Annotated in this window: 15 protein-coding genes and 1 riboswitch; of the genes, 5 read left to right on the top strand and 10 right to left on the bottom strand. The window is 70.0% G+C overall.

What is annotated here, in order from left to right; all coding sequences use genetic code 11:
- The first annotated feature begins 28 nt into the window (after positions 1-28).
- A riboswitch (TPP riboswitch) is annotated at positions 29-138 on the top strand.
- Between the two features lie 57 nt (positions 139-195).
- Genes HF024_RS06795 through HF024_RS06780 form a run of 4 tightly spaced genes read left to right on the top strand, consistent with a single transcriptional unit; the run spans position 196 to position 3,846 of the window.
- Positions 196-822, top strand: a complete 627-nt coding sequence (locus tag HF024_RS06795; RefSeq protein WP_247597341.1) for a Ykof family thiamine-binding protein — start codon at positions 196-198, stop codon at positions 820-822.
- A complete protein-coding gene (locus tag HF024_RS06790; protein ID WP_085369350.1) occupies positions 819-1,412 on the top strand; it encodes an ECF transporter S component in 594 nt (197 codons plus the stop codon). The genes HF024_RS06795 and HF024_RS06790 overlap by 4 nt, the downstream gene beginning before the upstream one ends.
- The gene (locus tag HF024_RS06785; protein WP_168689064.1) at positions 1,409-3,049 is read left to right on the top strand and encodes an ABC transporter ATP-binding protein; all 1,641 of its coding nucleotides are present in this window, start codon (positions 1,409-1,411) and stop codon (positions 3,047-3,049) included. The genes HF024_RS06790 and HF024_RS06785 overlap by 4 nt, the downstream gene beginning before the upstream one ends.
- Positions 3,046-3,846: an energy-coupling factor transporter transmembrane component T gene (locus HF024_RS06780; RefSeq protein ID WP_168689063.1), complete on the top strand. Its 801-nt coding sequence runs from the start codon at positions 3,046-3,048 to the stop codon at positions 3,844-3,846. Before HF024_RS06785 ends, HF024_RS06780 begins: the two co-directional genes overlap by 4 nt.
- Positions 3,847-3,931: 85 nt before the next feature.
- On the opposite strand, the gene HF024_RS06775 is transcribed toward HF024_RS06780, so the two are convergent.
- From HF024_RS06775 to HF024_RS06760, 4 genes are read right to left on the bottom strand one after another with little or no spacing between them, the layout of a single operon-like run.
- Positions 3,932-4,738, bottom strand: coding sequence for an ABC transporter permease (locus tag HF024_RS06775; RefSeq protein WP_085369353.1), 807 nt, complete (start codon positions 4,736-4,738; stop codon positions 3,932-3,934).
- Positions 4,735-5,661, bottom strand: a complete 927-nt coding sequence (locus HF024_RS06770; protein ID WP_085369354.1) for an ABC transporter permease — start codon at positions 5,659-5,661, stop codon at positions 4,735-4,737. The genes HF024_RS06775 and HF024_RS06770 overlap by 4 nt, the downstream gene beginning before the upstream one ends.
- Positions 5,661-6,860: an ABC transporter ATP-binding protein gene (locus HF024_RS06765; RefSeq protein ID WP_168689062.1), complete on the bottom strand. Its 1,200-nt coding sequence runs from the start codon at positions 6,858-6,860 to the stop codon at positions 5,661-5,663. The genes HF024_RS06770 and HF024_RS06765 overlap by 1 nt, the downstream gene beginning before the upstream one ends.
- Positions 6,860-8,005, bottom strand: a complete 1,146-nt coding sequence (locus HF024_RS06760) for a spermidine/putrescine ABC transporter substrate-binding protein (RefSeq protein WP_247597340.1) — start codon at positions 8,003-8,005, stop codon at positions 6,860-6,862. Before HF024_RS06760 ends, HF024_RS06765 begins: the two co-directional genes overlap by 1 nt.
- Positions 8,006-8,424: 419 nt before the next feature.
- On the opposite strand from HF024_RS06760, the gene ald reads away from it, so the two are divergent.
- A complete protein-coding gene (ald, locus tag HF024_RS06755; RefSeq protein WP_085369356.1) occupies positions 8,425-9,540 on the top strand; it encodes an alanine dehydrogenase in 1,116 nt (371 codons plus the stop codon).
- A gap of 33 nt (positions 9,541-9,573) precedes the next feature.
- On the opposite strand, the gene HF024_RS06750 is transcribed toward ald, so the two are convergent.
- From HF024_RS06750 to HF024_RS06725, 6 genes are all read right to left on the bottom strand, one after another.
- On the bottom strand, positions 9,574-10,119 hold the full coding sequence (locus HF024_RS06750) for a hypothetical protein (RefSeq protein ID WP_247597339.1): 546 nt from the start codon (positions 10,117-10,119) through the stop codon (positions 9,574-9,576).
- 23 nt (positions 10,120-10,142) lie between these two features.
- Positions 10,143-12,503: a transglutaminase domain-containing protein gene (locus HF024_RS06745; protein WP_168689060.1), complete on the bottom strand. Its 2,361-nt coding sequence runs from the start codon at positions 12,501-12,503 to the stop codon at positions 10,143-10,145.
- Positions 12,503-13,846 carry a DUF58 domain-containing protein gene (locus tag HF024_RS06740; RefSeq protein ID WP_168689059.1) on the bottom strand — a complete coding sequence of 448 codons (1,344 nt, stop codon included), beginning with the start codon at positions 13,844-13,846 and terminating at the stop codon, positions 12,503-12,505. The genes HF024_RS06745 and HF024_RS06740 overlap by 1 nt, the downstream gene beginning before the upstream one ends.
- A complete protein-coding gene (locus tag HF024_RS06735; protein WP_085369359.1) occupies positions 13,843-14,814 on the bottom strand; it encodes a MoxR family ATPase in 972 nt (323 codons plus the stop codon). The genes HF024_RS06740 and HF024_RS06735 overlap by 4 nt, the downstream gene beginning before the upstream one ends.
- A gap of 92 nt (positions 14,815-14,906) precedes the next feature.
- The gene (locus HF024_RS06730; RefSeq protein ID WP_168689058.1) at positions 14,907-20,861 is read right to left on the bottom strand and encodes an Ig-like domain-containing protein; all 5,955 of its coding nucleotides are present in this window, start codon (positions 20,859-20,861) and stop codon (positions 14,907-14,909) included.
- A complete protein-coding gene (locus HF024_RS06725; protein ID WP_247597338.1) occupies positions 20,858-22,228 on the bottom strand; it encodes a serine/threonine-protein kinase in 1,371 nt (456 codons plus the stop codon). The genes HF024_RS06730 and HF024_RS06725 overlap by 4 nt, the downstream gene beginning before the upstream one ends.
- Between the last annotated feature and the right edge of the window lie 181 nt (positions 22,229-22,409).

Genomic DNA, 22,409 nt, shown 5'->3' with positions numbered 1-22,409 from the left:
CGCCCCGTGTCCGGGACCGCGCTAAGGTGGTCCCGAACACGGGAGTCCGGTGAACCGGGCTGAGAGGAAGCGTCGAACGCTTCGACCGTCGAACCTGATCTGGATCATGCCAGCGCAGGGAGGCTGAATTCTCGCATATCGTCGCGTCCGCGACGGTGTTTCCCGTGCCCCACCTCCGACAGGAAGGGCACGACAGTGCACGCAACACCCACCCCACCCATCGAGCCGCGCGCGTTCGGCGTCGGCGGCAGGATCACCCTCTCGGTGATGAGCGACGACTACGTCGAGGTCATCCTCGGCGCTCTCGACGCAACGCCAAGCACCGGGCTGACGGTCGAGACCGACCCGATCAGCACCTGGGTCACCGGCCACGAGCAGGACATCGCGCGCTACTTCAGCGCCCTGATCTCCGCCGCCTCCGCCGGCGGCCACCATGTCGTCGCCACCGTGATGCTCTCCCGCGGCTGCCCGGGCGAGGTCACCTGCGAGCGTCCGGAGCATCCCCCAGTGTTCTCGGACGCCCCGCTGGACGTGCCGCAGACCGGCGTGGATGCGCTGGCCCAGTGGGCGCTCTACCCGCTCGACGACCACGGCACCCCTGAGCGCACCGCCGACCACATGCGCGACATCTACGCGGCCATCGACGACGCGAAAGCGAAGGGCACGTACGTCGGCAGCGACCACTACGTCACCAGGCTCTCCGGCGACCTCGCAGACATCGTCGGCACCATCGCCAGCACCTGGGCGGCGGTCGGCCGCGCCGTCGCGCACGTGACGACGCACGCCACCATCTCCGTCAACAGCCCGAGCGTGACCCGATGAGCGCCGGTGTCCGGCGAGGCTGGTCGCTGCGCGATCTGATGCTGGTCGTCGTGCTCGGGGTCGTCTTCGGCTTTCTCTACTGGGCGCTGGTGCAGGGCTGGATCGCCCTGTCCGCGCTGGCCGGACCGTTCGGCGACCTGGTGCAGCACGTGCTGCTCGGCGGCTGGCTGCTGGTGGCGCCGCTCGCCATCGCGATCGTGCGGCGGCCGTTCGCCGGCGTGCTGGCGGAGGTGATCGCCTCCGTGATCGAGGTGGTGTTCCTCGGCTCGGCCGTCGGGCCGACGCTGCTGATCGCGGCCGCGATCCAGGGTGCTGGCAGCGAGCTGCCGTTCGCGGCCGGGCGCTACCGGCGGTTCGGCTGGCTGCGGTACACGCTGTCCGGCGCGCTCGGGGCCGGTGCGGTGTTCTTCTACTCGGCGTTCCGGGCGGGCTGGTACGGCACCGACCTGTTCTGGACCAGGCTGATCATCCAGGTGCTGTCCGGCGCCATCATCGGCGGGCTGCTCGCGAAGGTGCTGGTGCGGGCGGTGGAGCGCACCGGCGCCGTCGACAACTTCGCCATCGGACGGGACGCGGCGGCGGCCAGGTGATCGCGCTCGACGCCGTCGCCGTCCGCTACCGGCGGCAGGAGCATCCCGTGCTGAACGGCGTGGACCTCCGGGTCGCCGCCGGTGAGCGCGTGCTGGTGTTCGGGCCGTCCGGCTCCGGCAAGTCGACGCTGCTGCAGGTGCTGGCGGGGAGCATCCCGCACAGCGTCCACGCCGTGCTCGACGGGTCCGTGCGGATCGGCGACGGCGTCACGGAGGCGAGCACCGTGGTGGAGCGCTCCCCCGTCATCGGGATGGTCGGTCAGGATCCCGCTGCGGGCGTGTGCCTCCCCCAGGTGGATGCCGAACTCTCCCTGGTCCTGGAGAACGCGGCGGTGCCTCCCTCCGAGATCGACGGCAGGGTGCGCTCCGCCCTCCGGCTGGCGGGGGCCGCGGCGCTCGAGGGGCGCTCGACGGCGGAGCTGTCCGGCGGCGAGCTGCAGCGGGTGGCGCTGGCCGCCGCCGTGGTCGGCGAACCGCCCGTGCTGCTGCTCGACGAGCCGACCTCGATGCTGGATGCGCGCGGCGTGCGCGCCGTCCGGCAGGCGATCGACGACGCGGTGCGCGAGACAAGCCCGGCCGTCGTGCTGGTCGAGCACCGGCTGGACGAGTTCGCGGGCGACGCGGGGACGGCCGGGCTGCCGGAGCGGGCCGTCGCGGTCGGCGACGACGGGACGGTACTGATGGACGGACCGACCGACGCCGTCCTCTCCGCCAACGCAGCGCGGCTGCATTCGCTCGGCTGCTGGCTGCCGCTCGACACCGAGCTGCAGGCCATCACGGGCAGGGAGGGCCGCGTGGAGGACGGGACGTTCGACGACTTCCTCTCCTCGTGCATCCCGGAGCGGGCAGAGGCGGAAGCGGAGACGGCCGGGCGCCCGCTCGGCGACGCGGTGCTCACGGCGGTGGGTGTCACGGCGGGCCGCCGCGGCGCCCCGGCGGTCTCCCGCATCGACCTCGCCGTGCACGCCGGGGAGACGGTCGCGGTGCTGGGCGCCAACGGTGCGGGCAAGTCGACGGTGCTGCGCACGCTCGCCGGGCTGCTCCGGCCGCTCGCCGGACGGGTGGAGGGCGACCGTCCCGCGCTCGTCTTCCAGAATCCAGAGCACCAGTTCGTCGCCGGCACGGTCGAGCGCGAACTGGTCTACGGCCTGGCTGCGCGGAGCATCCGACGCCTGGACGTGCAGGGCATCCTCACCGAGCACCGCCTCACCGCACTCGCCCAGCGGCACCCGCACCAGCTGTCCGGCGGGGAGAAGCGCCGCCTGAGCCTCGCGGCGATGCTCGCCCATGCCCGCGGCGTGCTGCTGGCGGACGAGCCGACCTTCGGTCTCGACAGGAGGGACACCGTCGCCGTCGCCGAGGTGCTGCGCCGCACGGCGGACGCCGGGCGCGCTGTCGTGTTCGCCAGCCACGACCTCCGGCTCGTCGCCGCTCTGGCCGACCGCGTCGTGGTCGTGGCGGACGGCGGCATCGCATACGACGGCGACCTCCCCGGGCTCCTCGCCCGGCCGGACCTGGTCGACGCGGCGGGCGTGCATCCCTCCCGGCTGCTGCGCTGGTTCGCCGCCCGCTGCGACACCGCCGCCCAGCTGCGCGCGGCGGTCACCGCCGTCGACCGGGCGCGGGTGCCGTCGTGACCGCGTCGTTCGTGCGAGAGGTGGCCGACTCGCCGCTGGCCAGACGAAACCCGAGCGTCAAGCTCCTACTGATGCTGGTGGTGTCCGTCGCCGTGATGTTCGTGCTCGACCCCGTCACGCCCGCCGTGCTCCTGCTGGTGGCGTTCGCCGCCGTCGTGGCCGGCACCGGGATGCGGGTGACGGCGCTCGCCCGGTCGCTCGCGCCGTTCCTGCTCTTCGCCGTCAGCGTCTTCGTGGTGAACGTCCTCACCCGGCCGGGCGATGTGCTCTGGCAAGCCGGGATGCTCAGGGTCACGACCGAGGGCGTGCTGGTCGGGCTCGCGCTCGCCGGACGCACCATGCTCACCGGCCTGCTCGCCGTCGCGTTCCTCGTCTCGACGGACGGCGTCGCCCTGGTGAACAGCCTGCACCAGCACGCCGGGCTCAGCGTGCGCGTCACGTACGCGATCCTCGCCGGATACCGGATGCTCCAAGACCTCGGAGCGGAATGGACGACGATCAGGCAGGCGCAGCTCGTGCGCAGCCCGGTCGGCCGCTCCGGACGACGCAGGGCGCGACCGCGCCTGCTGGCCGCCGCCGTATTCGCGCTGCTCGTCGGCTCGATCCGCCGGGGAGAACGGGTGGCAGGCACGCTGGAGCTGCGCGGACTCGGCCGCAGTCCGAGGACCGTCTGGCGGCCGGTGCCGCTCGACACGACGGACGCCGTGTTCTTCGCCGTCTCGCTCGCCGTGCTGGCGGCGATCCTGGCCGGGGCAGCGGCATCCGGGGTTCTGCGGGGCCCGGGCGCCCTGTTCTGAACGACGTGACGACCCGGCAGCTGGGTGCTGTCGGGTCGTCTCGCCTTTGGGGGTCTGGGTGCTTCGGCTCGGGTACCGGAAGCGGTCAGCCCACGTTCCTGGCGAGCCGTTTCGCTCGTGCCGCCGCCGTGAGCTGGGTAATCAGCACCACGAGAATGGTGATGATGAACACGGCGGAGGCGATCACGTTCGCCTGGGCGGGGATGCCGCGGGACGCCGCGATGTAGATGTACATCGGGAACGTCGTCACGGCACCTGCGTTGAAGTTGGTGATGATGAAGTCGTCGAAGCTGAGCGAGAACGACAGCAGCGCCGCCGACAGGATGCCGGGGAGCAGCAGCGGGAAGGTGATGCGCCAGAACACGGCGATCGGGGATCCGTACAGGTCGCGTCCCGCCTCCTCCAGCGCGGGGTCCAGGCTCGCGACGCGCGCCTTCACCGTGACCACCACGAAGCTGATGCAGAACATCACGTGGGCGATGATGATCGTGCCGAAGCCCTTGTTCACGCTGAGGCTGAGGAACTGCGCGGCGAGGCCGGCACCGAGCACGACCTCCGGGCTCGCCATCGGCAGGAACAGCAGCAGGCTTGTCTGCGACCGGAACCGGAAGCGGTAGCGCATCAGCGCGATGGCGATCATCGTGCCGAGCACCGTCGCGATGACGGTGGCGACGATGCCGATGATGATGCTCGCCATGAACGCGTCGCAGATGCCGGCGGCGTCGCAGACGTTCGTCCAGTTGCGGAAGGTGAACCCGCGCCAGGCGATGTTGTTCTTGAGCGCGTCGTTGAACGAGAAGATGAACGTGTAGACGATCGGGATGAGCAGGAACGCCAGCGCGAGGAACGCGTAGACGCCGAGGCCGAGGCCCTTGAATCTGAAGCCCTTCACAGCAGATCCTCCGTCCCGCTGCGCTTCACATAGACGCCGACCACCGCCAGGATGACCGCCATCAGCACCACGGACATGGCCGCGGCCGTCGGGTAGTTCTGCAGCACCAGGAAGTTCGTCTCGATGACGTTACCGATCATCGAGGTGTCCGAGCCGCCGAGGAAGTCCTGCGACGCGTTGATGTAGTCGCCGGCCGCCGGGATGAAGGTCAGCAGCGTGCCGGAGACGATGCCGGGCATCGACAGCGGGATGGTGACCTTGCGGAACGTCGTCCAGGCACTCGCGTACAGGTCGGCTCCCGCCTCCAGGTAGCGCACATCCAGTCGTTCGAGCGTCGAGTACAGCGGCAGCGTCATGAACGGGATGAAGTTGTACGTCAGACCGAAGATGACGGAGAACGCCGTGCCGGTGACGTGCGCATCCGGTGGCAGGATCGACAGCGCCTTGAGCGAGCTGGTGAACCAGGAGTCGTCGGACAGCAGCTGCTTCCAGGCGAGCGTGCGGAGCAGGAAGCTGATGAAGAACGGTGCGATGACGAGCGTCATCAGGAGGTTCTGCAGCAGCGGATACTTCCGCACCTTCACGCCGATGAAGTACGCCAGCGGGTAGCTGATCACCAGAGCGGCGGCCGTCGCGATGATCGCGTAGACGAACGACCGGATGATCTGCGGCCAGTACTCCGCGATCGCGTCCGTGTAGTTCTGCCACTGGAACGCGGCCTGGTACTGCCCGATGTCCCCATCCACCACGGGAGTCTGGAACGACGTGATGATGAGCGACACCAGCGGCGTGAGGAAGAACAGCACCAGGTACAGGATGCCCGGAAGCAGCAGCACGAGCGCGATGCCGCTCCTGCGCCGCTGCGGCGGCTCCTGGTCCTGCGCCGTCGGCGGTGCGGCCGACGAGAACGTGGCGAGCGCCATCAGGCCTCCTCGAGCTCCGTCAGCATGCGCTCCTTGGCCTGCGTCGCGATCATCTGGGTGTCGGAGTCGTCGGCGAACCGGCCGTCCGCCGGTGGTTCGTCGGCGAGCACGAAGGTGTGCGACGGGTCCCACGCGATCCACACCTCGCCGCCGAGGGTGGCGACGGGACCGCTCGACAGGTTCTGCGCGAACACGACGATCGAGCCTGCTCCGGGCACCTGCACCAGGTACTGCGTGCTCACACCGCTGAACGACACGTCGATCACCCGGCCTGGACCCAGGATGTTCGAGCCGCCGGGGATCGCGGACGGGTCGGAGAACAGCGACAGTTTCTCCGGCCGGACGCCCACCGTGACCGTTCCGGTGTGCCGCTGAGCGCGCGACCGGGGAACCTGGATGCGCTGCCCGGCCACATCCACGCCGAGCACGTCTCCTCCCCCGTCCAGGATCGGGCCGACGAACAGGTTGGACTGGCCGAGGAAGTTCGCCACGAACACCGTGGCCGGAAGCTCGTAGAGCACAGCGGGTGCGCCCATCTGCTCGATCTCGCCCTTGTTCATCACGGCGACGGTGTCGGCCATCGTCATGGCCTCCTCCTGGTCGTGCGTGACGTGCACGAAGGTGAGGCCGACCTCGTTCTGGATCGACTTCAGCTCCAGCTGCATCTGACGGCGCAGCTTGAGGTCGAGCGCGCCGAGCGGCTCGTCGAGCAGCAGCAGGGCGGGCCGGTTGACGACGGCGCGGGCCAGGGCGACGCGCTGCTGCTGACCGCCGGACAGCTGGGCGGGCCGCCGGGAGGCGAGGTGGTCGAGCTCCACCAGGCGCAGCGCCTCGTGCGCCTTCTGTACAGGGTCGCCGATCTTGCGGCGGCGCAGCCCGAACGCCACGTTCTCCAGGATGGTCATGTGCGGGAAGAGCGCGTAGCTCTGGAACACCGTGTTGACCGGGCGCTGGAACGGCTTGGTCTTGGTGACGTCCTTGCCGCCGATGAGGATCTGGCCCTCCGTCGGCTCTTCGAGCCCGGCGACGAGGCGCAGGGTGGTGGTCTTCCCGCATCCACTCGGCCCGAGCAGGGCGAAGAACGAACCGGCCGGGATGGTGAGGTCGAGGTTCTCGATCGCCGTGAACCCCGGGAAGCGCTTCTTGATCCCGACCAGCTGCAGGTCGGCGCCGGACTCGGCGAATGCTCCGCGTGCCATCAGGCGCCCAGGATGACCTTCTGGAACGCCGCCTGGTACTTCTGCTCCTCCGCCGGGGTGAGGGTGCGGAAGATGTGCGCGTTCGAGAGGGTGGTGTCGTCCGGGAAGATCAGCTGGTTGTCTGCGAGCTCCGGGTCGATCTTGACCGCGGCCTCCTTCGCACCGACCACCGGGGTGATGTAGTTCACCCAGGCGGCCACCTCTGCTGCGACCTCCGGCTGGTAGTAGTAGTCGATCAGCTTCTCGGCGTTCGCCTTGCGCGGCGAGCCGATCGGGATGACGAAGTTGTCGCTCCACAGGGTGCCGCCCGCCTCCGGCAGGATGAACTCCCAATTGTCTCCGGCCTCGGCGTTCAGCTGGGTGATGTCGCCCGACCAGCAGATCGCGGCGAGGGTGTCCCCGCTCTTGAGGTCGTTGAGGTACGAGTTGCCCTTGATGTTGCGGATCTGCCCGTCGCTGACCTCCTTGGTCAGTTTGTCGATGGCCTTGTTGAAGTCGTCGTCGCTGAATTTCTTCGAGATGTCGACGCCCTGCTGCAGCATGAGCAGCCCCATCGTGTCGCGCATCTCGCTCAGCACGCCGACCTTGCCCTTGAGCTCGGGCTTCCACAGGTCGTCGACCGACTTGAGGCCGTTCGGCAGCTTGGACTTGTTCCAGCAGATGCCGGCGAAACCGCTCTGCCAGGGCAGGGACTTCTTGCGTCCGGGGTCGAAGTCGGCATCCTGGAGCGACGGCGACAGGTTCTTCTTGTTCGGGATGGCCGACTCGTCGAAGGTCTGCACGTAGCCGAACCGGATGAGGCGGGCGACCATCCAGTCGGTGAGGCAGACGGTGTCGGCCCCGATGTCCTTGCCGAGGGCGAGCTGGTCCTTCACCTTGGCGTAGTAGGTGTTGTTGTCGTCGACGGCCACGTCGTATTTGACCGTGATGCCGGTCTGCTTCTCGAACGCCATGAGCGTCGGGTACTTGCCGTTGTCGTCCTGGTCGAGGTATGCCTGCCAGTTGGCCCAGGTCAGCGTCTTGTCCGACGACGACACGTCCTTGGCCGCGGTCGGCTTGCTCGACGCTCCGCCGGTGGAGCAAGCGGCCAGGGCGAGCGCCGCAGCGCTGGCGCCTGCACCGGCGAGGAGCCCGCGGCGTGTCATCTGAGAACGCCTGGCGGATTCCACCAGTTTCTGGATCATCGGGTCTTGCGGAAGCTGCCTGGAATTCACGAGTGGTGCTCCTTCGGGGTCGAACACGATCACGCACAACAACCCGCCGGCACTTCGATGTGCCCGTGCGGTGGGTCGATACTGGCACATGGCCGGTGCTGTGCGCATCATCCAATGGGGAAAACGTCCATTCCGAAACACAATCTTCACGAAATCCGTTTCGGATCGTCGTTTTCGACGGGGAAACCGTTGTGCAGCCCCTTCCGAGGGAGGCCCGCTGGCGGAATCCGCGCCCTCTCCCCTGCGAATTCACGAAATCAGCACAAATACGACCAAGGGACAGTCGAAATCGTCGTTGTGTTCGGGCTAGGGTGATCATCGAACCACCACGTCGACGTGTAAGGAGCCCCATGAAGGTCGCGATCCCCCGCGAAATCAAGAACAACGAGTTCCGGGTGGCGATCACCCCGGCCGGCGTGCACGACCTCGTCGCGAACGGGCACGAGGTCTACGTCGAGACCGAGGCAGGTGTCGGTTCCTCCATCCCCGACGAGCTCTACGCCTCGGCGGGCGCCACGATCCTGCCGGACGCCGTATCCACCTGGCAGATCGCGGACCTGGTGCTCAAGGTCAAGGAGCCGATCGAGAGCGAGTACCAGCACTTCCGTGCCGGCCTCGTGCTGTTCACCTACCTGCACCTCGCCGCGGAGGAGAACCTCACCCGCGCGCTCATCGACTCCGGCGTCACCGCCATCGCGTACGAGACCGTGCAGCTGCCGTCCCGCGCGCTCCCCCTGCTCGCCCCGATGAGCGAGGTGGCCGGACGCCTCGCCCCGATCGTCGGCGCGAACACGATGCTCAAGCCGAACGGCGGTCCCGGCCTCCTGGTCCCCGGCGTTCCCGGCACGCACCCGGCCGTCGTCACGGTGCTCGGCGGCGGCGTCGCGGGCACGAACGCGACCTCGGTGGCCGTCGGCCTCGGCGCGGAGGTGACGGTGCTCGACACCAACATCGCCCGCCTGCGCGAACTGGATGCGCTCTACGCGGGACGCATCAAGACCATCGCCTCGAACAGCTTCGAGATCGAGAAGGCGGTCGTCGCCTCGGACCTCGTCATCGGCTCCGTGCTCGTTCCCGGCGCGAAGGCGCCGAAGCTGGTGAGCAACGAGCTGGTGTCCAGGATGAAGCCGGGGAGCGTGCTCGTCGACATCGCCGTCGACCAGGGCGGCTGCTTCGCGGATTCCCACCCGACCACCCATGCCGACCCGACGTTCACAGTGCACCAGTCGCTGTTCTACTGCGTCGCGAACATGCCGGGCGCGGTGCCGCACACCTCGACGTACGCGCTGACCAACGCGACGCTGCCGTACGCGCGCGCCATCGCCAACCGCGGCTGGCGCGAGGCGCTGTCTGCTGACGCCTCCCTCGCGCTCGGCCTGAACGTGCACGCAGGCACGGTGACCAACTCCGCCGTGGCAGAGGCCCACGGCCTCACCTCCGGGACGGTCGCCGACGCGCTCGCCTAGCCGCGCATCCCGGCGGGGCGCTGCGGCGTCAGCTCAGCTGACGTCGAACCACTGGTCGCCGATCTCCACGCGGGTGCCGCGGGTCACCCGGTAGCGTCGTCCTGCCTCGCAGAGGCGGGCGACGCCGCCGAGTGGATGCGCGACCGTCCCGTTCCCGGAGTACCGGTCGCAGATCCACAGCTCCCCCGCCTCGATGCCGAACTCGAGGTGCGTCTTCGAGACGCTCCTGGCCGGGTCGTCGACGGTGATCAGCTGGTCGACCTGCTCCCCCGGCTGCGTGATCGGGCGGCGGCCGATCAGGCCGGTGCCCGACACCTCGACGCTCGGTCCGGTGGAGAAGCTGAGCGTGTACGTCACCTGTGCCTCCTCGACCGGGGGCGCGGCGTCGAGGTCTTCGACCAGGATCGGCGCGTCGTCCAGGGGCTCCGCTCCCGGGAACCGTCCGGCGACCGCCGGCTTGGGCAGCCGCTCCACGATGGAGGTGTCGGAGGGCCGGGAGTCCGCGACGGCAGGCGGCCGAACGCGCGCCGCCGTCACCGAGCTTCCGCAGTTGCCGCAGAACAGGGTTCCGTCCGACAATTCGCTGCCACACACCCGACAGTTCATCGTCTGCCTTTCCTTCCGTTGCCCTTCCACCCACGGTAGCCGAGCGAGCGGAGCGAAACCGCCGCCAGCAGGCGCTTCCACCGTGTGTCGCGCTTGCCGAGCTGGCCGCGCAGTTCGTCGACGGCCTTCCAGACCGTGTCCGCCTCCTCCTCGGTGGGGGCGATCGGGCTGAACACCGCCCGGTCGGCGACCGCCGCCAGGGCGCTCGCCCGGGAGCCGCCGATGGTGCCGGCGAACTCCTTCCTGGTCGCAGCGGGCGGCGGGTCGTAGCCGTGGTCGACCGCGGTGTCCGCGAATTCGCGCCACCCTCCCGCGATGCGCTCCACCGAGGTCGGCGCCCGCCTGCGCAGCGCCCTGCGCCGCCACTTCGCGGCGAGGACGGCGAGGAACGGCGCGGAGAGGATCGCCAGGCCGAGCACCACCCAGCCGAGGATGGTGAGCACCGTGAGGATCGCATCCAGGAGCGGGTTGGGCTGCGGGGTGTTGCTCTTGTCGACCTGCGCCTGCGGCGGGTCGTCGCGCTGCGCGGGTGTGTCGTCGACGGGAGGCTGCACGTTGGTCTGCGGGCGCGTGATCTGCGTCGGCTGGTCCGGCTGCTTCGGCGGAACGGGCCGCAGCGGCGGGGTCGGGTCGACCGTGACCCAGCCGTCCGCCGTCTGCACTTCGATCCACGCCGAGATGTCCGAGCCGGTGAGGGTGACGCTCGCCGAGCTCGCCTGGTCCTTCGGAGCGACGAATCCGACGACGACGCGGGCCGGGAAGCCCAGCTGCCTCGCCATCAGGGCAGCGGTCACGGCGTACTGCTCCTGGTCGCCCAGCATCGGGATGTCGGTCAGCAGCTCCGTGATGCGGTCTGCTCCGTGCCCCGACCTGCTCGGCGGCTCGTCCGGTCCGATGCCGTGGCTGATGTACCCGTCGGCCGCGAGCCCATCGAGCGCGGCTGCGAGCTTCGCGCCGGCGCCGGTCACCCCGGCGGTGTACTTCTGCAGCGTCTGCGACAGCTCGTCCGGGATGATCGCCGGTTTCGGGACCACGGCGCTGCCCGGCTCCGCCTTCGTGAGGCCGGCGGCGGTGACCTCGGGCTTGACCACCGCATCCATCGTGTAGCTGTCGCCGGATGCGAGGCTGCGGGTGACGGCGCCGGTGCCGGTGACGTCGTTATAGAAGAACGCGCCGGAGAGCGTCGGCGCGTTCGAGCCGTGGAAGGTGATCTGCTGCAGCTGGCCGCTGCCGGGAACCCAGGGGCCGCGGTAGTCGCGCACGGTCACCGCGATGGTGTCGCGCGTTCCGGTGACGCCGTTCTGGTCCATCCGGTACGGCACGCGGGTGAACGATCCGGATGCGCTGGTCACCGCGTCGGTGCCGACCGAGTACGTCACTCCGTCGTAGGTGTCGAGCGTCGCGATGCGCAGCCGGCGGTCGGACGGGAGCCCGTCGACGGTGAGCATCGGCTGGTCGGCCTTGGCCGGTTCGAGGTAGGAGCGGAAGCCGCTCAGCGGCGTCGGGTACGAGCGGGGGTCGAACGGCTGCTCGACGGCGGTGCGCACCACCTGGCGCTCGCGGTCCGGCGGGGCGAGCACGGCGGCGGCGGTGCCGGCGACGCAGGCGATGGCCACGATGACGGCCGCGCCGACGAGGGTGCGGCCGACGGTCCTCCTCCTGTCGCGGGCCGACTCGACGATGACGCCGCTCTGCTCGGTGAGGCTGCGCACGGACGCCGCCCGTCTGCGCAGCCGGAACCGGATCATCCAGCCGAGCAGCACCGCGAACAGGGTCAGCGCCAGCCAGAGCGGGACGGCGGAGGTGCCGGAGCCGAGCAGGATGCCTGCGAGCATCAGGAGGATGGGCGGGATGGCGGCCAGCTCTCCTCGTCTGGAGCGCAGCGCTGTCGATACCGTCGCCACGACGGCGACGAGGGTCAGGATGAACGCGGGGACGAGCAGCGCCTGGTACGAGCCGACCGGCAGCGAGATCGTGACGAGCTGCTTCCAGCTGAGCCAGGTGGCGCGCACCAGGTCGCCGAAGCCCTGCGCGGTGGGCAGCAGGCCGCGCGCCGTCGTCTCCCCCGGCACCGCCAGCTGGGTGCCGAGGCCGAGGTACACCAGTACGACGAGCGGAGCGACGACGATGCTCGGCCAGCGGAACACCGCGCCGAGCACGGCGATGGCGGCCCCGACCAAGAGGGTCACGCCGAGCATCACGGCGAAGGCGGACGACTGGTACACCGGCCAGAAGGCCGCGGCGGCCAGCCCGGTGGCGACGATCGCGAACGTGGTGTCGACGGCGGCGCCCGCCAGCCGCTTCCGCGCATCCACGGCGGAGACGGTCGTGCGCTTCGTCTTCTGCTGCGCTGCCATCAGGTCGCCAGCCGTTTCGCCAGGCTCTTCTGCAGGTCTTCCAGGTAGCCGATGGTGAGCACGCTGAGGTCGGACACCCTGCGCAGGGCGGGCACCGCGCCCTCGTCGCAGACCACGGCGACCACGTCGACGCCGAGCGGGAAGTGCGATGCGGAGGCGCGCAGCTGCGTAGCGGTCACGGTCGAGCCGCAGACGAGGAACGCGACGGAGATGCCCGTCGATTCCTCCGCCGCGATCTGCGCGAGCTCCGGCAGCCGGAGTGCCGTCGGCGCCAGCTCGACACTGGCGAGGTCGTCGAGCAGCCTGCCCCTGTTCACGACGCTGAGGCGCCGGACGGTGTGCACGATCTTCTTCGCGAAGTCCGGCGTGCGTGCGCTCGCGACCACGGATACGGTGCGCGAGTCGAGCATGGCGCGCACGCCGAGCGAACCGGCGGCGCTCACCGCCAGCTCGAACTCCTCGTCGTTGCCGTAGTCGGAGCTCGACAGGCTGAGGGCGACCAGCAGGTGGCTGCGCCTGGTCTCCTCGAACTGCCGCACCATGTAGCTGCCGGTCTTCGCCGTCGACTTCCAGTGGATGTTCCTGCGCTCGTCGCCCGGAACGTACTCGCGCAGCGCGTGGAACGCGATGTCGCTCGCGGTCAGGTCGCGCGTCGGGGCGCCTTCCAGGTCGCGCACGAACCCTGTGCTCATGCTCGGGATGGCGATGGTCCGCGGATGCACGAACAGGTCGAGCGACTCCGCCCACACCATCTCGCGCCGCACGACGCCCACCGGGTCGGCGCGCACCGTGCGCACGGGGCCGATCGGCACGATGCCTCTGCGCGTGGTCGGCACCAGGAAGACGTCGGAGTGCTCCTCGCCTCCGGCCAGCGACGGAGCGGCGAACTCGGCGAGGCCGTGCCCGACCGGCACCTCGACCCGCACACCGGGGAGCCTGCGGCGCACGGGGTTCCGCACGATCACCTCGCCGGGCGCCTTCTCCCCCACCACGACGCGGTTCGACGGCAGGGCCAGCTGCACCCGGTACGCGTTTCGCCCCGCCAGGTAGCCGGAGGCCACCACCAGCAGGGCGACGGCCGACCAGCCGACCACCACCGCCTCCAGCCAGCCGTAGACGTAGCCGGACGTCAGCCCGAGGATCGCGACGACGGCGAGAGCCCAGCCGAGCGGCGTGACCACCGAGCCGATCCTGCGCGCCACCCCGGAGACCGCCCGCCAGGCGGCAGAGGTCGACCGCACGACCAGCACGATCACGTCGGCCAGGAATCCGTCCCTGGTGCCGACGATCCTCGCCCTGGCGTTGGTGAGCTCCGCCTGGGTGCGACTGACGGTGGTGCTCACACGGCGACCCGATCCCCGGGCGGCGGCGTCTCGATCAGGATCTGGGCGACGACGCTCGACGCTGTCACACCCTCGAACTCGGCCTCGGGGTCGAGCACGAGGCGGTGGGCGAGCACCGGCTCCGCCAGCGCCTTCACGTCGTCGGGCGTCACGTAGTACCGGCCGGCCGACGCAGCGAGCGTCTTGGACGCGCGCACGAGCGCGAGGGCGCCGCGCACGCTGACGCCGAGACGGATCTCGTCGGCCGTGCGCGTCGCATCCACCAGCCGGGAGACGTAGTCGTTGATCGTGGCGTCGACGTGCACCGTGCGCGCCATGCCCGCCATCTCCACCACCGTGGCCGCCGAGATGACCTCCGGCACGACGATCTCGTGCGCCCGGTGCTCCGACCCCTCCAGGATGCGCAGGGTCGCCTCGTGGTCCGGGTAGCCGATCGACGCCTTCATCAGGAACCGGTCGAGCTGCGCCTCCGGAAGCCGGTACGTGCCCGCCTGCTCGATCGGGTTCTGCGTGGCGATGACCATGAACGGGGCGCCGACCTGGTGGCGGACGCCGTCGACCGTGACCTGCTCCTCCTCCATCACTTCGAGCAACGCCGACTGGGTCTTGGGACTCGCCCTGTTGATCTCGTCGGCGAGCACGATGTTCGCGAACACCGGGCCGCGGTGGAACTCGAACGCGCCGGTGCGCTGGTCGAAGATGTTGACGCCGGTGATGTCGCCCGGCAGCAGGTCGGGGGTGAACTGCACCCGGTTGCTCGTGCCGCGGACGCTCTGCGCGATGGCGCGCGCCAGCGACGTCTTGCCCGTGCCGGGGAAGTCCTCCAGCAGCAGGTGCCCTTCGCTGAACAGCGCCGTGAGGGACAGCCGGATGATGTGCGCCTTGCCGAGCAGCACCCTGTCGATGTTCGACACCAGCCGCTCGAAGACGCCGGAGAACCACGTCGCCTGCTCGGGGGTCATTGTCATGCGTGGCCTCTCAGCGTCTTCTGGGTGGTGCCGCGGCCGGTGCCGTGGGGGTTCGTCTGCATTGCGGGCATTGTCATTCAGTATGGCCGTTCCTACCCTTGCGGCACGGCAGAACTCGCGTAGCTCTGGGTGTACGTGCTGCCGCCGACGGTCACGGAGACGACCAGCGGGAAGCTCGGGTCCACCGGGGCACAGGATGCGGTCTGACCGACGGCGGGCATCGGCGTCTGGGTGACGCCGCCGTCGCAGCTGTACGTCACCGAGTCGTAGGAGCCGGTCGGCCACGACGTCCAGGTGTACGCGTAGGTGTACGTCACGGGGTCGGTGTCCGGGACCGGCGTGGTGGTGAACCGGATCCCGCCGAGGTCGGTGGCGACGGCCACCCCGAGCGGCACGCTGAGCTGGCTGCCCGGATCGCTGCACAGTCGGGAGTTGTCGGGGTAGCCCTCGCAGATCTGAGTGATCGTGAGGGTGAGCGGTATGCCGTAATGGTTGCCACCCGCGCCAGACAGCAGCCCCGAGGTGCCCGTAATCGTGCCGGACTCGTTGACGCCCGCGCCGGTCAGCCGGTAGGAGACGACCGGGTTGGCCCCACTGCCGGCGCGGTACGTCACGCCGTCGAGCCGGAAGTCGTAGCGGTCCGGGAAGCTGGACGCCGGCCCGGACACGCTCACGGCGGTCGGAGCCCCCGGTGCCTGCCGCGGGGTGGCCGTCGCGAAGGCGCTGCGCGTGCATCCCTGTCCGTTGTACGCGTAGACCACGAAGTTGTAGCTCGTGTTCGGCTGCAGCCCCCGGAACGTGGTGCTCGTGCCCGCCGTCGAGACGAACGACGACGAGGTGGGGTCCACCTGCAGCACGGGGTTGCCGGACTCGACACCCGTGACCGTGCAGTTCGGCATCGCCGAGCCCTGGAAGACACCGGCGTAGTAGCGGGTGATCGCTTTGCCGTTGTCGCTGAACACCGTCGGCCAGCTCAGCGTGGCCGTCGACCCGTCCGTCATGCTCGGCGTCGCCGTCGGCGCCGGGCCGGTGACGAGCGGAGCGCCGGCGGGCACGCCGCTGCTCTGGCTCTGGTTCCAGCTTGTGCGCCCGGCGTAGAAGTCGTTGCGGGACGACACCGCGTATCCGATGGCTGCGCCGTTCGCGATGCTGCCGTCCGCGAGGTTGAGCGAGTACTGGGTGCCGACCGCGTCGCCGCGCTGCACGGCGAGCGAGGCGGTCTGTCCGCCGAGGGTGACCACGTACGAGCTGATCGGGCTGGCGCCCGGCACGTCGGCCGGCTTGGTCCAGCTGATCCGCAGTCCGTGGTCGAGCGGCTGCGACGACAGCCCGGACGGGGCTCCGGGGATCACGTCCGACCAGACCGGCTCTGTGTATGCGGTCGGGTCGGACAGCCCGAGCGCGTTCTTCGCCCGCACGGCGATGGTGACGGCGTTGTCGGGGCCGTTGCCCGGCGTCTGGACGGCGCAGCTGGTCGTCGCGCACGGCGTGGTCGAGAAGACCTGGCCCGTCGCCGCGTTCGCGACGGTCACCTCGAACCCGGTGATCGGCGAGTTGTTGAACGCGCCGGGGATCCACGACACCGTCAGCGACCGGTCGGCGAACGCCGTGATCTGCACGTTCGAGACGGGGGCCGGCTTGTCCTGCACGGACACGGTGACCGTTCCCCAGGTGTACCTGTCGGGGTCGCCCGTCGCATCCGCCACCTCGTACTGCACGGTCGCGTCGGCGGGCGCCGCCGTCGCAGACACCTGGATGCTCAGAGTCGAGTTGTCCGCGCTCGGCGTGATGGTGACCCCGCTCGGCAGGTCGCTGCTGCCCAGCCCGCGCACGCCGACGACCCTGAGCGGCTTGTCGGGGAACGGGTTGGTCGCCTTGTCGTTGGCGAGCACATCCACGCTCGTCGTCTGGCCGCGGGGCGCGATCACGGTGTCGGACTGCGGACTCGCCAGCGGCCTGGTGGACGGCACCACGTTGAGGTCGATGCGCCCTGGCTGCCCGGCGTTGACCGCATCCCGCACCCCGATCGCGATCGAGGGATGCGCGCCCTTCGCGGTGCCGGCGGCGACCGCGATCGTGAGCTTGCGCCCGTCGAGCGAGACGGAGACGCCGTCGGGTTTCGGGTCCTGGATGCTGAAGGCCAGCTCGTTCTGGTCTTTCGCATACGGGTAGCTGGTGAGCTTCGTGAGGTCGACCGTCTTCGTCTGCCCGGGCTCGAAGTCGATCAGCGCCCCGGTGAACACCGGGGGCTGGTTCTGCCGCGCCGTGACCTGGATCGGCAGCACGATGGTGGCGACGTTGCCGTTCGGGTCGCCGGCGGACGTGCCGTCCGTCACCTGGAACGAGATGGATGCCGGCCCGAAGTAGCGCGACGTGCTCGTGTACTGCAGGGTGTCGTTGTTGACGACGAGGTCGTCGCCGTTCGCGTGCGTCGCCCGCACGGTCGCCGCGTCCGTCAGCCGCACTTTGCGTCCGCCGACGGCCACGATGTAGTCGTTGAGGTGGATCGTCAGCGTCTTCTCGCTGACCACGGTGAGGTCGGGGGCGCCGCGCTTCACCTGCGGAAGGGCGTCGTTGTATCCGGGGATGTGCACGAACCCGTAGCCCGAGATCGACTCGTCGTCCGGGTTGGTGACCTTGAACGGGATGATCTGGCTCTTGGCGCCGATCGTGATCCTGATCCGCTTGTTGGCCGTCACCTGGGCGCTGGTGCCGTAGCCGGGCACCAGTTGCAGCTTGAGCGAGGAGACCGGCCCGTCCGCGAAGAACACGTTGGCCAGCACGTTGACGTTGACCCTGTCCTTGCCCAGGATGTCCGACAGGCCGAGCGACGTGTCGGAGACCACCGGACGCGCGGGAGGGGCGTTCGCGCTGACCGTCACGCGCACGAAGTTCTCGCTCGTGCCGCCGCGCTGGTTCTGGATCGTGTAGAGGAAGCCGTACGTCCCTTCGGCCTTCGGCGCGGTGACGACCACGATGTCGTCGGTGATCTTCGCCTTCGCCTTGCCATCGAGCGACGACACCTTGGTGACCGTCAACGGGCTCCCGTCCGGGTCGCTGTCATTGGCGAGCACTTGGATGTTCAGGGTCTTGCCCGGCCGGGTCGTCACGTCGTCCTCGACCGCGACGGGGTTCCGCGCTCCGTCGACGCGCGGGGCGATGCCGACCCTGACCGTCCCCGTGGCCCGCGCGCCGAGCGCATCCACCACCGCGTAGCTGAACGTGTCGGTGCCTGCCGCGTAGTCTCCGGCCTGGAAGTCCATCCAGTCCGCGCCGGAGGCGATCACGGCGCCCTTCTGCGGGTTCGTCTCCTGCCCGATGAACTGCACGGAGTCGCCGTCGGGGTCGATGCCGGACAGCGGCACCGTGATGCGGACCGTGTCGCCGGCGAGCACGCGCGCCGTCACCGTCTTCGGCACGGGCGGGTTGTTCGTGGCCTCGTCGCGTTCGCGGACGGCGATGTTGACCTCGGCGGTCGCCCACTGGCCGTCCTCGCCGAACACCTTGTACGCCGCCGTGAAGTTGCCCGGCTTCGACGGCGCGAGGTAGCGCAGCTGGCTGCCGCTCGCGAAGAGCAGGCCGGCGCCGGACGGCAGCGGCGTCGCCAGCGTCGGGTCGAGGGTGAGCTTGTCGCCGTCCGGCTGGATGTCGTTGGTGAGCACCGGGATGTCGACCACGTCGTCCACGCGCACCGAGACGGAGTCCGGCGCCGCGATCGGCGGCTGGTGCACGGTCAACGGCGGCAGCTGCACGACCGTCACCGTGCCGACCGCGTCGGCGAGGCCGTTGCTCAGCTGGTAGTGGAAGTCCATCGGGCCGGCGAGCGGACGGTTGAGCGTCACGCGCAGCGTGCGCTGGCCGAGGATCTCGACGCGGACGCCGCTGGTCGGCGGCGGCGCGGTGACCCCGGTGACCAGCAGCACGCCGCCGGACGGGTCGATGTCGGTGGAGAGCACATCCACGTCCTGGGTGGTCTGCTCCCGGATGAACGCGGTGTGCGGCACCGCGATGGGCGCCGTCTTGGCGCCGGGCGGGGCCTTCACGTCGATCCGGACGGTGCCGGTGGAGGTGACGACGCCGTCGGAGACCGTGTACTCGATGTTGTGCGTCCCGACCTGGTCGGAGTCGAAGCGGAACGTGCCGCCCTGGTAGTCGGGCGTGATCGTCGCGTCGGCCTTGCTCGGGACGTTGCTCAGCCGCACGGTGCCGTTCCCGCCGCGCACGTGCGCGAGCGGCTGCACCGTCACCTCCTGGCCCTGATAGGCGAGGACGGCGAACGGGTCGGCGATGATCGGCACCTGGCCGGGCGCGCGCACGGTGACGGCGAGCGTCCCCGTCCCCTGGGCGAGGGCGTCGGACACCACCAGGCTCACATCTTTGAGGTCGCCGCCCTGGCCGTGGTCGGAGAACGCGACCTGACCCTGCGGCGTGAATGTCACGGTGTCCGGGCCGGGAACGCTCGCCCCGGCGAGGAAGAAGGAGTCGCCATCCGGGTCGTAGCACTCGCTGAGCACCGAGCTGGTGACCCGGCCTCCCGCCTGTACGACGGCCTTCGCCGCCCTGGCGCAGACCGGCGGGGAGTTCTCGGTGGGCAGGCGCACGCTCACCACCACGTGGGCGGACGCCGTACCTCCCCTGCCGTCCGAGATGGTGTAGTCGAACGCGATCGTGCCGCTCGCCGTGTCCGGCAGGGTGATCTGCAGCTGCTGGTTGCTGTTGGTCAGCTCGAGGGTGCCCTGCTCGACCGGGATGCCCGTGAACGAGTCGATCGTGAGCACGTCGCCGTTCGGGTCGTAGTCGTTGAGCAGCACCGGCAGCGGTGTCACGCGTCCCGGCCGCGCGCCGAACTGGTCGTCGACCGCGACCGGAGGCTGCTGCTGCTTCTCGTACTGCGGTGTCGTGTCCTGCCTGGACTGGTCGACGAGTTCCTTGGTGTTCTTCTTGGCGACGAGCTCGTCCCAGTTGTCGATGCGCGTGTTGCCGCTCTGCACGGCCCAGGAGACGCCGGACTTGGCGTCGTTCAGCACGACCCTGCCCGTGTTGGCGCGGAAGGCGAGCGCCGCTCCGCCGGGAACCTCGCTGAGCGTCGAGGCCTTTCCTGCACCGGATGCGTCGCACGTCGACCACGCGGCTCCTCCGGCCCACGCGGCGTACGTGCAGTCGCCGACGGTGATGGGAGCCGCCGGCGCGCCGGACGCGTCCGCGAACGCGCGGGACGGCTTCGTGCCGTCGAGCGGCACCTCGATGAGTCCGGAGTTGGTCGCGATCCACACCGCGTCCCCGGAGGCGGACGGCTGCTGAACGACGGCGTCGTCGCCGGTGCGGAGGAAGCCGGAGAGGTCGACGGTCCTCCCCGCCAGGTAGACGGCACGCGCATCCGGATCGAAGAGCGCCCACTTGCCACCGACGATGGTGAGCGCCGCCGCGGCTCCGTCGCCCGTCGTCGGCACCTTCTGCGAGGTGGTCGTCGGCTCGGAGCCCGTCACGTCGATCCTGGTGACCGTCTTCGTGTCCGGCAGGTAGGCGAACAGCGCGCCGGCGGGATCCATCGCCGCGATGGTCCGTCCGCCGAGGTCGATGGTCGAGCCGGAGCCCGCGTTGAACTGATCGAGCTGCGGCACCGTCGTCAGCCAGAGCTGCCCCGTCGCCTGCGAGAGCAGCGAGACGTGGTCGCCGGAGATGTCGACCCGCGGCGAGCGCGGGGGAAGCGCGACGGACTTGCCCGCCTCGCTGGTGGCAGGGTCGACGACGGCGAGGGTGTTCGTCTCTTTGTCGAGCAGCAGCACGTTCGAGCCGTCCTGGACGACGTCGATGGCCTCCCCCGTGCCGGTGACCACGGAGTTCAGCTTGTCGATCTCGGTGTTGGCCCTGCCGAGCGACTTCTTCGCTCCGCTCGCCACCCAGACGGCCGCGTCGCCGAGCTGCAAGTGCTGGGCGCTGTATCCGCCGGAGACGACGGCGAGCGTCGTCACGAGCGCGACGACAGCCGTGCTGCTCGTCACGGTCGCCACGAGCGACTTGTGCGCCGCGATCCAGGCACCGATCACGGGCTGTCGGCTCTCTGAACGCACTTCTGGCCGCTGGGGGCGCCGGTCTTGCCGTCCCTGTTGACGGTGACGGTGACGCACACGGTCTCGCCGGGTTTCGCATCCACCCGGAACTCGGTGGCGTGCTGGCTGCTCGGCGGCTCGTCCCCGACCGCCACCTGATAGGTGTCGTCCGGCTGCAGGCCGGGGTCGGTCCAGCTGAACACGATGGTCCCGGACGACACCCGGCCGGAGAGGTCGCGCACCGTCGGGATCTCCCCGCTCGACGACACCTTCACCAGCACGAACGTCGCCGTCACGGCCAGCGCGACCACCAGGATCGCGCAGGCGACCAGCGAGAGCACCAGTGCGCGCGACCACCGGGCGGGCGGAGGCGCCGTGCTGCTCGGCATGCTTCCTGCGCTCTCGCGCACCACGGTCCGCGTCGGGGCGCGCATGACGGTCGCCGCCGACGCGTTCCTGCGCCGTCTGCGCGCGGCGGACGGGTCGACGGAGACCAGGCCCTTCACGCGGGTCCTGTCCTCCGGGTCCTCCGCCGTGGCCAGCGCCCAGTCGTCCATCGCGACCTCGATCGGCGTCTGCGGCAGGCCGAGCTCGGTCTCCACCGCCTGCAGCTCCCGGATGAACTCGATCACGCTGCGCTGCCTGGCCGACGGCTTCTTCGACATCGCCTTCTGCAGCACCTGCTCCAGCCGCGGAGGAACGTCGACGCGGCCGATCGGCTGCGGGCGTCCCTTGGTGATGCGCGAGATGAGCTCGGAGGAGGTGTTCTCCTTGCCGATCACCTCGAACGGCGAACGGCCGGCGAGCAGCGAGTATATGGTCGCGCCGAGCGCCCAGATCTCGCTCGCGATCGTGCCGCTGGTCTCGTCGAGCAGCACCTCGGGCGCCGACCACGGGATGGACAGCCCGATCGCCTCCGTCACCTCGGCTTCCCCCAGGGTGGCGGCGATCCCGAAGTCGCTCAGCACCGGATGCCCGTATGCGGTGGTCAGGATGTTCGACGGCTTGATGTCCCGGTGCAGCACGCCGGCCCTGTGCGCCGTCTCGACCGCGCTGGCGATCCGCACGCCGATGCTCAGCGCCTCGGCGACGGGGAGGGGGTCCATCCGGTAACGCTGGCCGATCGCCGACGAGCACAGCTCCATCACGAGGTACGGGCGGCCGTCGGCGGAGACGCCCGCCTGGTAGACGGTGAGGATCGACGGGTGCGTGCTCAGCTGGGCCATCAGATTGGCCTCCGCCTGGAACATCTGCTTGACCTGGCTGGTGACCACTTCGGCGAGCATGACCTTCACCGCCACCTGGCGGCGCGGCATGTTCTGCTCGTACAGGAACACGTCGGCGAAGCCGCCGGAGCCGAGCACACGAACGTACGAGAACCCGGGAAGATTAGGCGGCTGTGACGGCAATCGCCGGGCCATATCGCCTCCCGGGTCGGTTGAAGCACAAAACGGTCCCCCAATTGTAGGCAGGGCCTGCTGGGCGGATCGGGCCAGGTCCCGGACTGGGGACAGGATACCTACCCCCAACTCGGGGGCCAGCATC

The sequence above is a fragment of the Leifsonia sp. PS1209 genome (assembly GCF_012317045.1).
Taxonomy (GTDB): domain Bacteria; phylum Actinomycetota; class Actinomycetes; order Actinomycetales; family Microbacteriaceae; genus Leifsonia.
This window is presented reverse-complemented; position numbering and strand designations above follow the sequence as displayed.

What these genes read in the sequence shown, in the direction of transcription:
- HF024_RS06790 (WP_085369350.1), top strand. Translation starts at nt 819, where the DNA reads ATGAGCGCCGGTGTCCGGCGAGGCTGGTCGCTGCGCGATCTGATGCTG.
- HF024_RS06770 (WP_085369354.1), bottom strand. Translation starts at nt 5,661, where the DNA reads ATGGCGCTCGCCACGTTCTCGTCGGCCGCACCGCCGACGGCGCAGGAC.
- HF024_RS06765 (WP_168689062.1), bottom strand. Translation starts at nt 6,860, where the DNA reads ATGGCACGCGGAGCATTCGCCGAGTCCGGCGCCGACCTGCAGCTGGTC.
- HF024_RS06760 (WP_247597340.1), bottom strand. Translation starts at nt 8,005, where the DNA reads ATGACACGCCGCGGGCTCCTCGCCGGTGCAGGCGCCAGCGCTGCGGCG.
- ald (WP_085369356.1), top strand. Translation starts at nt 8,425, where the DNA reads ATGAAGGTCGCGATCCCCCGCGAAATCAAGAACAACGAGTTCCGGGTG.
- HF024_RS06745 (WP_168689060.1), bottom strand. Translation starts at nt 12,503, where the DNA reads ATGGCAGCGCAGCAGAAGACGAAGCGCACGACCGTCTCCGCCGTGGAT.
- HF024_RS06735 (WP_085369359.1), bottom strand. Translation starts at nt 14,814, where the DNA reads ATGACAATGACCCCCGAGCAGGCGACGTGGTTCTCCGGCGTCTTCGAG.